This is a genomic window from Pseudoalteromonas sp. SANK 73390 (assembly GCF_054966645.1).
Genome location: NZ_ARPN01000198.1, coordinates 1 through 16,211, shown reverse-complemented (window position 1 = coordinate 16,211; position 16,211 = coordinate 1). Strand labels below are relative to the sequence as shown.

The following is a 16,211-nucleotide window of genomic DNA, read 5'->3' as shown; positions in this document are numbered from 1 at the left end:
AGTTTAATATTGAGGTACAAAGCAATGAAATTACCCATACTCTTTAGCCTATTATTGTTAAGCGGTTTTACAGTTGCACAAGACCCAGTTTATACATTTGATAGTGCGATAGCTAAAGTGCCAGAAAATGCCTTTACCAATAATGCACGGCAATACCCTAAAAATGGAGACTTTATCATTCAGGGCTACTACCCGATGAGCACTGTAAAAGGGCAGCGAGCTGCTTTAGTTACTATTAAGAACACCAGTACAGGTAAGCGCTTTTTTGAGCCAGAACATGTTATGGCACTCCTTGCAGATGGCTCGCGCCATTCTCCCTTAAAGGGTGATGATAAATATTCATTACAAGCGAGTGAAACGTTCACACTAACGCTTGAATTTGGCCGCTACGACTACCCCATCGTCAGCGTGTATACTTCTAACAATAAAAAAGAGTAACGTTACGACTTATGCACTCACATATAAAAAAGCTTTATCAAAGTGCGACAAAACCAGAACGACTGATCATCGGCTTAATGAGCGGCACTTCGTTAGATGGCCTTGACGTTGCATTGTGCCGTGTTAGTGGCAGTGGGCGTGATACAGAGCTTACTGTGCAAGCGTTTACTACTTGTGATTACCCGCAGTCTGTTAAAGATAAAATAAGCCAAGTTTTTGCTAAACAAACCGTGAACCTTGAGTATTTAACTCTACTCAACCCATGGCTAGGCCACTATCACGGTCAACTTATCAATCAATGCCTTACGCGCTGGCAAGTTGACCCACACACTATTGATGTAATTGCCAGTCACGGGCAAACCATCTTCCATTGCCCACAACATCAGCATGATTACACTGAATTTGCTAATGCGACATTACAAATTGGCGATGCTGATCATATTGCTGTTGCAACAGGTATAACGACCATTGCTGACTTTAGACAAAAACATATTGCCGCAGGTGGTGAGGGCGCGCCGCTTGCTCAATACGGCGATTATTACTATTTTGCCAGCAATGAAGAAAACCGTATTTTGCTTAACATGGGCGGTATTGCAAATTTAACTTTCTTACCCAAAGGTGGTCAGCTTGACGATGTTATTTGTAGTGACTTAGGTCCGGGCAATACGCTGATGGATGCTTATATGCGAGCGTATTATGGTAAGCCTTTTGATGAAAATGCAGCGGTTGCAATGCAAGGTAAAGTGAATAGTGCGCTTTTAAATGCGCTGCTCGAAACGTCATTCTTTGCACTAGATTTACCCAAAACAACCGGGCCTGAAGTGTTTAATTTGGCTTTATTAAAGCGAGCACAACGCAATAGCAATACGCTGGAGTTATCGCACCAAGATGTGATGGCCACACTCAGTGCTTTGTCTGCACAGGTTATTGCGAAGCATATTAATACATTAGCTAAACACTCAACCTCAGTATACTGCAGTGGTGGAGGTGTACATAATGTGTTGTTGATAAATCAAATAAAGAAGCTATTAAGTATACATATTAAAATGCAAAATAGTGATGTTCTAGGAGTTCATCCTGATGCAAAAGAAGCGGTGCTGTTTGCCATGCTTGCCAATGAATGTTTAGTAGGTGAATGTATTGAGCAAAGCGCTCAATCATCTGTGAGTGTAACGATGGGTAAAGTGAGCTTTGCTGATTAGGGTATTTAAAAAATAGCAAGTATTGACGCCATTAGGTTTGCCGTGTGGCGTTTTACCGCAGAGGTCATGTCAGACATAGATGGTTTTTGCTCTACGATGTTATTATCATTTTGCTTTGAGCTATGAATATAGGCGTTGTATTCAACCGAGTTTTTAACCATACCATGGCGACCAATTAAGCTTAACTGCACAATATACTCACCAGATTGGCCATGCCCTTTTAGGGTTAACCCTTGATGCCCTGTTTCTAAAGCATGCTTATTCAGAGGTGCTTCTGCACTAAAACTTGCCGAGCGGGCTTTGATAGGCGTTGCATACAGTGCAATCATATCGCCCAGTTGCGCATCATAAGGCAGCTCACATAAAAACGCTAAGCCCACGGTGTGATACTCAAGCTTTAAGGTGTCGTACTGCAACGCATGTAAACACGCTTGGTCTTCAGCATGTTCATCTAAGGCTCGAGCAGAAAAACTCAACAGTACAGGTGGTTGTGTCATTGTCAAAAGTAGCAGTTAATTTTAAGTGGCTCGCATTATGGCGTAATAAAATGACACTTTTATGACTTTGAGCGCAATAATAGGCAAAGATGTAGCAAACTTATACTGAGATGTAAATAATAAAGGAATGGTATGGAGTCTATACTCTAAGTAATCTCAACTTAGGTTAAGCCAGCATAAAGTTTGATTATGTGATTTTATGGTTAATTATGTATACTATGCATAATTAACCATAACCTAGCATAACTAAAGCAGAGCACCTGATCATGAAAAAAGTCAACTGGCATTTTCAACGTAAAGATTTGGCTGAGTCTTACCTGCAAACTGTTTATCAAGGGGCAATGAGTCGCATTGCATTACTGGATGTGAGGCGTACGGGAAAAACCACCTTTTTGCTGAAAGACCTATATCCGATTGCCATCGAAAATGGCTTTATTCCTGTTTATATTAACTTATGGGGTGAGCCTGAAAGTCCAACAGTTGCAATAACACAAGCGTTGAATAATACCTTATCAATATTAGATGAAACGCTAAAAAGTAAGTTGTCTGAACTTGCTAATAGCGAAGTAAAAAAGTTGGAAGTGGGAAATAATGTATTTGGTAAAGCTATCATTGAATTTAGCGACAAACATGCTCATAAGCCCAGTGAATCTGAGCTATTTAAAATAGGGCAATTGGTTGAGGCACTTTTTAATAAGTGTGGTGATAAAGCAATTATTATTATTGATGAAATTCAGCACCTAGCCTCATCAGATAAATTTTTGCCTGTACAACATGCACTGCGCACAGCATTAGACACCTATAGCGATATTTGTGTGGTATTTGCAGGCTCTAGTCGCTCAGGTGTTAATGCGATGTTTTCAGATAAAGACAAACCATTTTATGATTCTGCATTTATGATTGATTTCCCAAGGCTTGGCGAAGAGTTTGTACAGCATTGCTGTAAAACACTCAAGGTTCATTTTAACTTAGAGTATGACGTATTAGCTATTAATGACTTTTATGAAGAGATAGATAAATCGCCTTTTTGGATGATGAAGTTGATGACATATTTGATGGCGCATAAAGCATCGTTAAAAGAGGGAACTGAGTATATTAAGGCGCTGATGGTTCAAGATGGTGATTTTGAAGGTTTGAAAAAGCGTTTAAGAGCCCTTGATGTGGAAGTTTTACACTTAATACGCCGAGAAGAAACAGCACTATATAGCGCGAGTATCGTAGACTATTTATCTAATAAAGTAGCCAATGAAGTGACTTCTTCAGCAATTCAAACCAGTGTTAAAAAACTTAAAACAATGCAAGTAATATCACAATACGGTGATAGGTATTACATCGAATCTCCTGGTTTTATTAAATACTTAGAGGCAACCTCAAAGGTATAATTATGAACGAGAACGGGTAAAATTTATAAGTATTTTAAATTCAGATTTTTATAATAGAAGAAAGTAGCGAGGCAAAAACCCCGGTTTGCTGACATATGTTTATCTTTCATTGGAGCGTAGTAATTGGTTATTCCCATTTCTGTACATATTATAAATGCCTTTGTTCATCAAGGTAAGGGAGGCAATCCTGCAGCCGTGATTGAACATAATGGCTTATTAACCCAAGCGCATATGCAAGCCATTGCATTATATCTGGGCTTATCTGAAACCGCTTTTGTGTGCGATATAAAAGCAAAGCAATATCGGGTTAGGTTTTTTACGCCCACACAAGAAGTTGACTTTTGTGGCCATGCAACCTTAGCTGTTGGACATTACCTTGTTTCGTCAGGTCGAGTTTCATCTGGTAATTACACGCAATTAACTAAAGCGGGTAATATCGCAGTTAGCATAGCTAAAAATGCTGAAGTGATGATGAAACAGAGGTTGGCAAAATTTGCGCAAACATACACTGCAGATACCATAGCAACATTGTTTGAAAAGACAGGTGGAGATTCTTTCGTCACTAGTGGTGTAATTCAAGTGGTAGATACGGGATTACCTGATTTACTCGTGCCAATTAAATCTGGCATGTTGTCACGCTTAAAAGCCAACGAAGCAGCCATGGCGGTATTTTGTGACACACACTCATTGGCCAGTATCCATGTCTTTGAATTAAATACTCATGACAGCCCATATTATGCCAATACTCGAAATTTTTCCCCGCATTGGGGCATTCCAGAAGAATGTGCAACAGGTAGCGCAAGTGGCGCATTAATCGCGTATTTAAACCGCTATGAGCAGCTACTCGCTCATCAGCATGTGGTGTTTTTACAAGGGCTTGAGATGGGGAGGCCCTCACTAATCAAAGCACACTTAAGCAAGACCAATGACAGCCTTTGCCCAATTATTGGTGGTACAGCGCAGCATATTACAACCACCTTATTAAATGTTGAGCAGCAAGGTGCAAAAGTTGTTGAACAGTCAGTGATAGTTTAATTATGGCAGCCTTAGTTTTTTAATTCCAAAAGTGAATAATCTTATGTTCAAGCAATATGGGAAGGCCTGTGAAGCTTACCATCACGACAGGACCGCTCTTTGTAAAAAACTTTAACGCAGAGCTTTTTTGATCTAATAGCGTTCACGTTACCACTACCTGTTTGTAAATTATGCCATTATTTACCTCAAATTTGTGAAGAGGTGACCACCTCCATCAACCAATACCATGATCTAACTGACGTTTTATGACTTACCATCTCAGCGGTATTATTCGGCTGCTCACGCAGTTCATGCTCGTATTTTTAAAGAAGTGGAGCTTGTTCCTTTGGTGTTGGCTTGGTTAAGTTGGGTTAATGAGCTGCGCGGTCAGACAAACCAATTATTGCTTTTTGTTTATAAGCAGGTGGAATTGTTTTATTAACTTTACTGAAGTTAGAACAAGTATATTTCAACTTTTAGTTGTTAATTTTATTTTAAAAGTGTTTTTTTGTTTTTTAATTTGGTTTATTATCTGTTGCATATTGTCGGTGGTTTTTAGATTTTATTCAAAAGATGATGTAGCTAGCTATGCTTAAAAGCCCTTCCATTATTGAGTAGAAGGGAATAATTTAATATTTTAATTAAAAGAGGTTTATATAATGAAAATTTGGGAAAAGGATATTTTCCGTCATATTTTGCTGGTGTTGGTATTTTCAACAATACTCACAGCATGTGGTAGTGATAATAAACATGATAATCAAAAAAATACACCAGAAAAGCCTGTTATTGTATCCAAAGATGCGATTGTTGTAGGTGCAGGATTGTCTGGATTAACCGCCGCATATGAGCTTGAGCAACAAGGCTTCAAAGTGACGGTCATTGAAGCGAGAGATAGAGTGGGTGGTCGAGTCGCTACCATTGAAATGGGGTCTCAAACAGGTGAGATAGGCGGTGAGCTGATTGATGGCGAAACGGTACATAAACAAATTCACCGCTATGCCAGTTTATTCAACGTGGCGCTCGCTGATGTAGGGTACGACGGCGATATAGAAGAGGGTGCTTATTATATCGATGGTCAGTTGGTGAGTTATACTGATTTTGATAATGGCTATAATCAAGCTGTGGTGACCGATTATTATCGCTTTAAAGACCAACTAAAGCTGCTTGCTGATGCAGTCCCAGATCCAGAAAACCCAGCTGAACTCCCTTTGGCTAAAGAGTACGATTTAGTGAATGTACAAACTTGGTTAAATGGTTTGCAATTAAATCCCATTGCAAAACAAATGGCAGAGCAGTTTATTCGCGGCGAGTTTGATGAGCCAAGTGATTTATCCCTTTTACATGTTGCGCAGTATTCAAAGGTATATGAAAACGTATCTGATGATGATGTTGAGTCTACTCGCTTTTTAAAAGGCGGGGTAGCTATGACACAAGCTTATGTTGATAACATCCAAGGTGACATTGTGCTTAGTCAGCCCGTTGCAAAGATAGAGCAAGTTGATAATAAAATAACTGTTACAACGTCAACACAATCAACCTACACGTCAGATGTGATTGTGGTAACGGTACCATTGACCGTACTGAATAAAATTACGTTTTCACCCACATTGCCTGATGCAATGACGCAAGCGGCAGATAATATTAATTATGGCACTCATTCAAAAGTATTATTGCAATATAGCAAACGTTTTTGGTTGGAGCAGAAGTTGGGCGGAGATACTGTTGTGGCAAGCTTACCCACTGGTTGGACGTGGGAAACAACAGAGCGCCAAGGTGGTGAGGGGGGGATTTTAATAGCCTACACATCTGGAGATTTCAGTAAAATGCAAAAAGAATGGACAGATCAACAGATCATTGACACGAGGCTCGCTGAAATTGAACTTATGTATCCAGGCTCATCCGATTATTTTATAGCTGCGAAAGCGCAAAACTGGATTAACGAAGCATGGACTAAAGGCGGCTATTTGGCTTATGGCCCAGGCCAAGTGAAGGAATACTGGAAGCTATTTGAAGCCCCAGTAGGGCGTATTTACTTTGCTGGGGAACATACAGATACTTTATATTTAGGCTACATGGAAGGCGCAGTAAGAAGTGGTGTGCGAGTTGCGCAACAGATTAAAGAACTAGGGCTGTAATTTTACCATTGAGTGCCTTTGCTATATTTGCCAAAGGCACTATTTTTTGCGCTAGCGGCCTTATTGATCAAATAGCTATCTACTAATCAGTTTGTCAGTTTTAACTTTGTTGCTGATATTTGGGCATACCTAGTCTATTCATTTTATTTATTGCCTTCACTTTAATCATCGCTTCAGTGTGCTGACTATTAAGCTGACGACTTTTTAGCTTATCACCCATTAATTGTTTAAAACGATACATCGCCGTCTTGGCAAGTGAGCGAAGATGATATTCTAAATTCACTTTCCACTGCGCTATAACCCTATTTGGTGCATCATAAATACGGCATTGTTTCTGGCGTGTCCTTTTTCCCAGTATATTCTTCCCAGTACTGGGCATTGTCTCTGGGTGGCACCCGCATAATCGCGTTTTTTGCTGCGACCTCTTCATAATAACTGCGTGTGTCATAGGCACCGTCACCTGTTACTCTGTCACTATTTCTGCGCAGTGGCATGATTAAATCGGTCAGGGCTTCTTCACCATCTGACACATTAACCATCGACAGCTCAGCACCCACAATATCGTGACTTGTCGCATCAACGGCCAAGTGCAATTTTCGCCAAGTTCGCCGCTTATAGAGCGAGTAAATGCAGTTCTCTTTGGTTAGGTGATATTCTGGATTGCATAGAGCAAGCACGGTGCAACAACAAGATACACTACGTACTTGCACTACTCGTGGTAAATTGTAATTGGTAAGTCATTGAAAAAATGATATTGCCTTTAAAGTAATAAGTTACACTCTCTGTGTTCCTTAAAAGCTAAGCTATGAGCCGTTTTTAGGTGCTCCCTCTTTAGCGCTTTATTCCTGCTCTAAATAATGAGCAATATCTTGTTTTTTCATATAAACACGATACCATACCCCCCCCCCTCTATCGTACCGGTATTGATTACGGCATAAATTAGTAACGCACTACTTTTAATACTCGGTGAAGTTTTGGCCTTAAATTGGCTGATGTTTAGCTATCAGTAAGTGAGTTAACCTAAGGTGGCCGTTATGTTAATTATTTTGAAAATAAATTAGAAAAGTAGTCATAAATGAAAAATATATTTTTTTGGGTGGTAGTGTTTTTTAGTTTCAATAGCTTAGCTGTTGAACAGCGATATTTGGTTACAGAGTTAGAAATTAAAAACGACACGGTGTTGTTTAAAACCCATCCAATGCGTGGTCACTCAGGTGCTGATTGTGTGACCCCAGAATTATTGGATCACTGGTTAATTGACTTGCATTCAAAAGGAAGTAGCAACATTTTTAGTATAATTTTAGGCGCATTCGACAGCCAAACCCCGATCATAGTTAAAGGCACAAATAGGTGCTTTGTTAACACCAATATCGAAACAGTTGAGCAGGTGCTTATACAAAATTAGCCAACAGAGACATTTAATCGTTATGTTGTTAGACCAAAACAACGCAACATTACTTAACCTTTCTACGGTATTCACTGAGAATGCTTTGACTTAGCTGCGACTGTAATGTGGCATTACCTAAAAGTCGTCGCAGACCATACCGTATACAAACAGTTAAAACTAAAATGAAAATGAAACACTTAATAACTTTAATCTCTATTGCTTCAATTCCTTATACATCGTTTGCGGCCTCTTCAATCAGTGAATTGGAAGTACTCGCAGAGACGGCTACTTTTACGTTGTCAAACCCTAAAGCACACTCAGTACCAAGCTGTGTAAGTGCTGAAAATCATAATAAATGGGCAATTAATTTAAGCTCACTGCAAGGGCAAGCTATGTATAGTTTGTTGGTGACTGCGGTGTCTAAAGGGATGGAAGTGAGTGTGACATCAGCGGCACGATGTGAGGCGTTACCTAATGTAGAACAAGCTGCTTATCTTGCATTAAATGTTAATCAAGGCGCGCAACAGTCTCAAGTTCCCGCACTATATAAAAGTGACGGTGTAACTAAAATAGGGAATATAATAGGTACGCCGTCTCAAGGTATGTACACTTATACAACAAAGGAAGGTGTGAAAATGCCTAAAACCTATAAAGTAGCAGCTACACATAAGACCCTTTTATTTCTTGATGAACAATGTAGTGGTCAACCTTATATTGAGGGTAGTTTTAGAGTAAAGCCCATTTATTCACCAGCTATCGATTTATATGTTTCGAAAAGCGATTATAGCGTTTTAGCTAATAGGCTTAACATACATGGGCAAAACAAAGTCTACAAAATCACAAGTACATGGACCATTGATGGTTATAAGTATGAATGTGTTGATGCACACAGGGTAGCCTCCGCGTACTCGAGAACAACGAGTAAAGTTGAACCAATTCTTCATCATTTATGCGGTGAAAGTGCTTGTATTATCAAATAACGCATAACGCTTAAAACTAATTGAAGCACAGATAAAATAACTTCACTGATAAATAACAACGGCCCAACTTTATGCGACACCTTAAAACTGCTATTTTCTCTTTATTAGCACCGTGCACTGCGATGGCAGCGTCAACGGTGGCTGAACTTAATGTACTAGGTGATGTGGCAACGTTCACATTGTCTGAGCCAAAAACACATACTGTTCCTAGTTGTGCCAGTAGCGACAAGCAAAACCAATGGGCGATTAATTTGAGCTCACTGCAAGGGCAAGCTATGTATAGCTTGTTGGTAACTGCGGTATCTAAAGAGCAGTTGGTATCAGTACAATCAGCGGGGCGTTGTGAATCACTTGCAGATGTAGAGCAGGTACAAAGCTTATCACTGAGTATTAATAGTAAGTCAGCAGGCACTGGTGGCGCTTGGTTATATAAAGGAGATGGTATTACTAAAGTAGGTAAGATTATATCATTTACACCAAACTTGTATTACTACTCGCCTATTGAGGGCACGCATATGCTTCATAACTATATGCCTCAAATTAGGCCAAGTTTTCAGAGCCACTTTTTTCTAGATTCAGAGTGCAAAAGTGAACCTTATCGTATTTATTATTCCCATCTTATACATAGCAAAGTTTTTTATGAAAACGTTGGTGCATACTTTGTCTTTGCAGATACTTCAATAACAGGGAACAACCTTGCAGATCATGGTAATGCGGCTGTTTATAAGCAATCGGGCGGCACAACCGGGTGTGTTAAAGAAAATTATTTAGCGTATCAAGCAACTCATGCGGTAAAACTCGAAAAAAAAGAACACCCACTGTGCGGCCAAACACCGTGTTGGATTAAATAACAATAAAAATGGATTTTTAAGAGATGACCGTGACTAGAGTTATTTTAAGCTTTGCACTTATATTGCTATGTGCAATGGCTAAACCTGCGCTATCAGCAGAGTTTGCTTTTCCTGCCCACTTACAGTTTATGCTAAAAAACTTGCGCGACAATGCACAAAACAATAACAAGCCGACAGCCACTGAAGACTATATCACTTTAAGTGAAGATGAAGCCTCACTATTAGATTTGCTCGCCAACGATATAGACGTCGATAAAGATACCCTCAAAATTGTCTCTGTAAGTGCAAAATTGGGTGAAGTAATACTGATGCCTAATGGACAAGTAAAGTATATACCGCCTGCTAACTTTGCAGGGCAGGATGAAATTACTTATATGCTCTACGATGGTCGCTCTAACTCAGTATCAGGGTTAGCTTACATTACGATTAACTCGATGAATGATGCCCCGGTTGCGCAAAATGACTCGGTCACGCTTATTGCAAACACAACAACGTTAATCAACGTGCTTGAAAACGACACCGATGTTGATGGTGATGCACTAACCATTGTGCAAGCCAGTGCAAAACATGGTCAAACGTTAATAAAAGGTAATGGGGTTGAGTATCAGCCTAATTTTGACTTTGATGGCGCTGATGTAATTGATTACATTATTAAAGATACGGTAGGCACTACGTCTAGTGCTAAAGTGCAAGTCACGGTGTTAAAAGAAAATAAAACAGCACCAGATATCACGGGGCAACAGCAACTGGTGATGGACGAAGACACCACATTTACCCTTGATATTGAACAAATTACCTATATTGATCATGACTCATTGCCTACAGATATCACACTCGAAGTTGCACAAGGGCAAAACTATACATTAAATGAGTTTACTATCACTCCAATAGCCAACTTTAATGGTGAGTTGACTGTGCCTGTTACATTATTTGATGGTAAACATCGTTCAAGTATTTTTGACCTCAAAATCATCGTTAATGAGGTAAATGATCGCCCACAAGCTGGACGGATTGTTTGGGAGTCAATTAAGGACGAAAAGTTTACCATTTATATGCAAGGGATGATGCATGACCCTGATTTTACTTTTTGGCCACTAGGTAAGAATGACCCAAGGCTAAAAGAGTTTAAATATATCTTTTCAAAAAATGCGGTTCGTGAAGATCGTGGTGGCTGGACCAACAAGGGCGGTCGTTTTGTTCATGTGTCTGGTGCGAGAAACGATGTATTTGAGTACACACCTCCGAGCGGCTTTGTAGGCCGAGATTCTGTGTTTTTCTTTGTATATGACGAGCATGGTGCGCCATCAGGGCGTGGTGACATTGCTATTGATATTAAAGAGCAAAAAGATTCGCCTGTCATTATACGCCACTATGATATGACGCCAACGCGAGAGGACTCGGCTTTTAGTCTATCTATTCATAATTTATATATTAGATACAAGGGGTCGCACAGTCGAAATAATGAGCTTACTCTTATTGTACAAGACATGCTGGGCTACTACGCATTTGATGAGGCTACAGGGCAAGTCACCATAGACCCACTCTATGAAGGAGACGTTTTAAATGTATTTGTAAAAGTTACCGATGGCGTCACTACCTCGAATACTTTTAGAGTTGAAGTGCCTTTAATTGCAGTTAATGAAGCGCCCGTTGTTTATGATTTTGAGCAAACACTCATTGAAGCTAAAGAAATAGAGATAGATTTTAGAAATACCTTAATGAGTGACCCTGAAGCAAATAAAGCGCCATATTTGTTAGATAATTTTACTTATCAATTTGTAACACAACAGGGGAGTACTGATAATAAAACCAACAGGGGGCAACTGGTTAGAGTGCCAGGCAAACCACATGGCGTGTTTAAGTACATACCAAACTTGCCATTTGATAAAGATACCTTTTTGTTTTGGGTTACTGATGAGCAAGGGCTTCAATCAAAAGCGGGGACGGTTGTAATTAGCCCGCCAAAACCGAATGTGCCGAATAAGCCTAACTTAACAGTTGAGGGCAGTAATATTAGGGTTGACTGGAGTCAAGTTGACTTTGCCACTTATTATTTGCTTGAAGAATATAAACAGAAAATAGATTTTACGTCGTCATTAACAGAACATCGAATAACCACAAATGTATTTGACTCACAAGAAACTGAAAATGAATATGCAAAATATCGAGTTAAAGCATGTAACGAAGTGGGTTGCTCTAACTATTCGGAGTATTCTCTGGCGAGCAAAAACTTAGTAACCACACCAAAAGCGACTTTAGTGGGCGCAAATGGTATTGAGCTAAGTTGGGGCGGCGCAGCGCAAAATATATTTGATGTGCAAGTTAAATATAATAACAATGATTGGGCGCAATCAGGTCGGTTTACATTTACTGGCAACTCGAAAATCTGGCCTGCTCTGCCCTCTGGTGAGCGAACTTACAGAGTAAGAGGGTGTAATAGTGACTTTAGTGATTGCACCGAATGGTCAGCTCAGTCAAATACGGTTTTAATTCCAACTTGGATCCATGAGGTGGTTGTACAAGGTAGTACCACAACACTTAAATGGGGGCCTGTAAAAGGCGCAGATTACTATGATATTTCAATCAAGTTTAATGATAATGATTGGACTACGCCTGACAGGTTTACAGTTTTAGCAGAGAATGTGTCTGATAATAATAGCGTTATATGGGATGACATAGACGGCGGTATCCGTTCCTACAAAATACGCTCTTGCACAGGCTCAGTAGGCAACTCTACTTGTTCAGCGTGGTCAGCAGAGACTGCCAAGTATGAAACGGTATCTTTACCAGCAGATACGCCACCGTTAAATGTATTAGTACCAGAGCGAGCATTTATTAATAGCAAAGGAAAAGTTGCTTGGTCATTCACTCGTCAACCAAGGTTAGATTTAACGTCAACGTTATATGTAATGCCTCCCAATACGAGTGAAATGATTAAGCTTGCTAGTAGTGCAAGCAATAAGCCGGGTTCATACGAATATAGATTTGATAAACCGGGGAACTATAGATTTTTTGCACAAGCATGTGGTTTTATCGACTCTACTCGTAGAGCGTGTAGCGAGCGCTGGGTTACAGAGCAACGAGTTGAGGTAGTTGATAAAGAGTTCTTTGTTATAAACTCAGGTTCGGAGTTGTCATGGCCAAATATAGGGGGAGTGGCTCGTATATCGATTGAAAGTGCGCAGTGTGGTGATTCTTGCGATATCTCATCTCTCAATTGGCGTGCTTTAGCAACGCTAGAAAATGGTGAAACTAGCCTCGGCCTGAGTAATTCCGAAGGCAAAGTTTATCGCATTAAAGTGTGCTTTAGTGATGATAAGTGTACGTCTTGGATTAACGTTAACACAGACCAAACGAAGTTTGGTTATGCAAAGACATCAGCTCAAGAGCCTCAAGATATAGTGCTTGTTGATATCTTAGCCCCAACCGCTGATGCCGCAGGCACGCTACCCGGCTCTGCGGGTGTAAACGGCGGTGCGGCCAGTTATAACTTACCGATTCAAATTGCGCCGGGTAGAAATGGCGTACAGCCTAAGGTGTCGCTCAATTACTCTTCACGCGCGGGCAATGGTATTGCTGGTGTGGGCGTGAGCTTGTCGGCAGGCTCGCAAATAAGCCGATGTAGCGCCACGTATGCGCAAGATGGTTTTACCCAAAATCCACAATACAACAGCAATGACCGCTTATGTTTAGATGGGCAGAGGTTAATTGCGGTTTCAGGTAATTATGGTGAAGACAGCGCGATATATCGAACAGAGATAGAAAGCTTTGTACGGGTGACGCAATCAGGCGAAATGAATTCAAACAGCACATCATTCACAGCTGAATATGCAAATGGCACCACAGTCTACTTTGGTCAAGATGTAGACTCTAGAGTGATACATAGTGGTCAATCAGCCACTTACTCTTGGTTAATAAGCTATCAACACGATGCCACGGATAAAAACTATATCCATTACGACTATAAAGCGTATGGCGCGGGTGAAAGGTTGCTCAGTGATATTTATTACACGGGCAACAGCCAAGAAGAAAAAGGTCAACAGCGTGTAGCGTTTGAATACGAAGATAAGCTAGATAAGCGCTCGGGCTATGTGGCAGGTGGCTATTATGATTCAACAAAACGTTTACACAAGATAAAAACATTTACCAATAGCACGTTCGTCCATCAAGTTAAGCTAACGTATAAAGCCAGTGCAGCAACTCAACGTGATTTATTAGTATCACTTCAACGCTGTGTTGATGAAGGTGGGTATACGTGTTTGCCAGCTACTGAGTTTGATTGGCAAGATAGTGCCATCACAGTTAAGAATGAATATTTAGATATTCGTTCTACAAAGAGCATAAATAGTGTACTTCCACAAGGTGACCGCAATGGAGATGGCGCGTTAGACTGGCCAGGTTATTATTTTAACGCAGAAGGTACGGCTGTGATGAACACTGACACTGAAGCTAAGTGCACAGGGCCAGGTTCAAGTGGAGAGTTGGTTAATTGCCACCGCCATAGTATTGATGTGAACTTAGATGGTTATACAGATAAACTTAATTTTGGGCGCTACTCAAGAAGTGGTAAGTATCTAGAAGTCATCGTTAATCAACAAAATGGTGGCACCAGTAGTCTTATCACTGATATTGAAGTCCCTAGACTTACTGAGTTGGTGTATGTCGGTGACTTAAATGGCGATAGTTTTGCTGATATTGTGATTAATAAAAGAACCCTCACACGAGGGGGGGATGACGTAATTGTATATTTTCATACTCAAAATGTGGCCCAGCCTTATCTGAGTACAAACAGTAAAGTGATTTATACTATCTCTAAGCAAGAAGGAGATTTGGATGAATATGTACAGCTCTCAAAGCTGGTTAGTGCTGGTGATTTAGACGGTAATGGGCTGGCGGATTTTTACGTTGAGAACTTATATCCAGAGGGTTTTAATAGCTCAAATGGGCAAGGTGAGCTAAGCGAGCTTTACTATACCCATTTCGTGAATGGGGAAGTTGTATTTGAATGGGAAACCTTTAGCTCAGATGACGACAGTGATTATGGCGGTTACCGTGCAGCAGATAACGACAATGCATGGACTCGCTTTTATACCTTTGCAGATGTGAATGGTGATGGGCTAAAAGATTGGCTTGGGTGGTATAAACCAAAGACCCATGATAACGCTCTGTTCGTTCGTTACAATACGGGTAAAAAATTTAGGGCACCAGTTGATACGGGTTTGCGGGTGGCCAGTAGACTGTTTACTTATGCTGAAACAATTGGCGCTGATGGGCAGGCTTTGGAAACAAGTATTAAAGGGTATGTGCCCAGCTATGGAGGCTCAATTCGCGTTGCCGATATTGATAATGATGGTAAAGAAGAGCTACTTTACCCAGGCCGACGCGAGGTAGATGGCTGTTCGTTGGTTGATGTGGTAGGCAAAGGGGGGGTTCGTTACTGTGGAGGGGAGATTTATTCCACGATGCCAATGGATACCAAGAAAACTAGAAAATCAATTGCTGAGCGCTATGACCGAAGTATCTATAAGTATTCTGCAATAAAACTAGACAATGCGGGCAGTTTTATCTCTGTTAGCACAAACATGTATGGCGCACGTACGCATACTCAACTCCTTGATGCTCAGGGAGATGGTTTGGTAGATATGGTGTTTAACTACGGCTGCGAGATAAGCTCGGATGGTGTAAGTACGGGCTGTACATTTAATACAGATACTTTAAACGGGTTTAAAGAAAACCAAGTTAATGTTAGTCGCAACTATGGCTCAGGTACAGGCGTAACTGGTGCGGGTTATGCGCCAGTGGATATGCTTAAGTCGGTCACAAATGGAGTGGGCTTAACAAGTAGTTGGCAGTACCGACCTCTTTCTTCAGGGTTAGAGACGGGCATACTAGGGGCCAGTAAGTTATATGAAATGGGCAGCAATTATGCGGCGGGGTACCAAAACTTTGCCTCTAGCATGTATGTAGTCACCCAATTTACGCAAGACAACGGTATAGGTGGTGAAAATAGTCGGTTATACGCTTACCGTGGTGCTGTATATAACAGTCAAGGCCGAGGCTTTATGGGCTTTAAGTCGGTGATTGAAAAAGATGTTACGTTAGGGGTTGTTACCCGCTCTGACTTTAACCAGATATTTCCATATCAAGGTAGGCTTACGCGTCAAGCGCAGTTTAAGGTGGCAGATTATGAAGCGCGTAGTAGTGAGTTGCTCAAAGATGCAACGTCAGAAATCAACGCAATTAGCTTTGCAGACTATTTGTGGGGTAAAAACTCAGCGCATAATGTGGCAGGCGTTTCGCACATATATAAAGTGGCTAGCACGTC

12 protein-coding genes are annotated in these 16,211 nt (G+C 40.6%); 9 read left to right on the top strand and 3 right to left on the bottom strand.

The window, feature by feature from the left end:
- Positions 1 to 24 precede the first annotated feature (24 nt).
- Positions 25 to 438 (top strand): hypothetical protein, encoded by a 414-nt coding sequence (locus SANK73390_RS21615; RefSeq protein ID WP_462768369.1) that lies wholly within the window; start codon positions 25 to 27, stop codon positions 436 to 438.
- Between the two features lie 11 nt (positions 439 to 449).
- Positions 450 to 1,640: an anhydro-N-acetylmuramic acid kinase gene (locus SANK73390_RS21610; RefSeq protein WP_462768368.1), complete on the top strand. Its 1,191-nt coding sequence runs from the start codon at positions 450 to 452 to the stop codon at positions 1,638 to 1,640.
- Between the two features lie 5 nt (positions 1,641 to 1,645).
- Here the strand turns inward: SANK73390_RS21610 and SANK73390_RS21605 are convergent, their stop codons facing one another.
- Positions 1,646 to 2,137 (bottom strand): hypothetical protein, encoded by a 492-nt coding sequence (locus SANK73390_RS21605; protein ID WP_462768367.1) that lies wholly within the window; start codon positions 2,135 to 2,137, stop codon positions 1,646 to 1,648.
- Positions 2,138 to 2,403: 266 nt separating this feature from the next.
- Between SANK73390_RS21605 and SANK73390_RS21600 the strand changes: the two genes are divergently transcribed.
- The 3 genes from SANK73390_RS21600 to SANK73390_RS21590 all read left to right on the top strand — a co-directional run bounded on the left by SANK73390_RS21600 (position 2,404) and on the right by SANK73390_RS21590 (position 6,668).
- Positions 2,404 to 3,519 (top strand): ATP-binding protein, encoded by a 1,116-nt coding sequence (locus SANK73390_RS21600; RefSeq protein ID WP_462768366.1) that lies wholly within the window; start codon positions 2,404 to 2,406, stop codon positions 3,517 to 3,519.
- Positions 3,520 to 3,642: 123 nt separating this feature from the next.
- A complete protein-coding gene (locus SANK73390_RS21595; RefSeq protein ID WP_462768365.1) occupies positions 3,643 to 4,554 on the top strand; it encodes a PhzF family phenazine biosynthesis protein in 912 nt (303 codons plus the stop codon).
- Positions 4,555 to 5,192: 638 nt separating this feature from the next.
- A complete protein-coding gene (locus SANK73390_RS21590) occupies positions 5,193 to 6,668 on the top strand; it encodes a flavin monoamine oxidase family protein (protein WP_462768364.1) in 1,476 nt (491 codons plus the stop codon).
- A 100-nt stretch (positions 6,669 to 6,768) separates the two neighbouring features.
- Here the strand turns inward: SANK73390_RS21590 and SANK73390_RS21585 are convergent, their stop codons facing one another.
- A complete protein-coding gene (locus tag SANK73390_RS21585) occupies positions 6,769 to 6,951 on the bottom strand; it encodes a hypothetical protein (RefSeq protein WP_462768363.1) in 183 nt (60 codons plus the stop codon).
- 31 nt (positions 6,952 to 6,982) lie between these two features.
- Entirely contained in the window at positions 6,983 to 7,261 is a 279-nt protein-coding gene (locus SANK73390_RS21580) for a transposase (RefSeq protein WP_462768362.1), read from the bottom strand.
- 482 nt (positions 7,262 to 7,743) lie between these two features.
- On the opposite strand from SANK73390_RS21580, the gene SANK73390_RS21575 reads away from it, so the two are divergent.
- The 4 genes from SANK73390_RS21575 to SANK73390_RS21560 form a co-directional block, all read left to right on the top strand.
- Positions 7,744 to 8,073: a hypothetical protein gene (locus SANK73390_RS21575; RefSeq protein ID WP_462768361.1), complete on the top strand. Its 330-nt coding sequence runs from the start codon at positions 7,744 to 7,746 to the stop codon at positions 8,071 to 8,073.
- Positions 8,074 to 8,243: 170 nt separating this feature from the next.
- Complete coding sequence (locus tag SANK73390_RS21570) at positions 8,244 to 9,035, top strand: hypothetical protein (RefSeq protein ID WP_462768360.1); 792 nt, start codon at positions 8,244 to 8,246, stop codon at positions 9,033 to 9,035.
- A gap of 71 nt (positions 9,036 to 9,106) precedes the next feature.
- Entirely contained in the window at positions 9,107 to 9,886 is a 780-nt protein-coding gene (locus SANK73390_RS21565; RefSeq protein ID WP_462768359.1) for a hypothetical protein, read from the top strand.
- 29 nt (positions 9,887 to 9,915) lie between these two features.
- Positions 9,916 to 16,211 (top strand): Ig-like domain-containing protein (locus tag SANK73390_RS21560; RefSeq protein ID WP_462768358.1); only part of this gene is annotated, 6,296 nt, incomplete at its 3' end.

Excerpts from the sequence above, each read along its gene's own strand:
- SANK73390_RS21615 (WP_462768369.1), top strand. The coding sequence starts at position 25 with ATGAAATTACCCATACTCTTTAGCCTATTATTGTTAAGCGGTTTTACA.
- SANK73390_RS21610 (WP_462768368.1), top strand. The coding sequence starts at position 450 with ATGCACTCACATATAAAAAAGCTTTATCAAAGTGCGACAAAACCAGAA.
- SANK73390_RS21605 (WP_462768367.1), bottom strand. The coding sequence starts at position 2,137 with ATGACACAACCACCTGTACTGTTGAGTTTTTCTGCTCGAGCCTTAGAT.
- SANK73390_RS21600 (WP_462768366.1), top strand. The coding sequence starts at position 2,404 with ATGAAAAAAGTCAACTGGCATTTTCAACGTAAAGATTTGGCTGAGTCT.
- SANK73390_RS21590 (WP_462768364.1), top strand. The coding sequence starts at position 5,193 with ATGAAAATTTGGGAAAAGGATATTTTCCGTCATATTTTGCTGGTGTTG.
- SANK73390_RS21575 (WP_462768361.1), top strand. The coding sequence starts at position 7,744 with ATGAAAAATATATTTTTTTGGGTGGTAGTGTTTTTTAGTTTCAATAGC.
- SANK73390_RS21570 (WP_462768360.1), top strand. The coding sequence starts at position 8,244 with ATGAAACACTTAATAACTTTAATCTCTATTGCTTCAATTCCTTATACA.
- SANK73390_RS21565 (WP_462768359.1), top strand. The coding sequence starts at position 9,107 with ATGCGACACCTTAAAACTGCTATTTTCTCTTTATTAGCACCGTGCACT.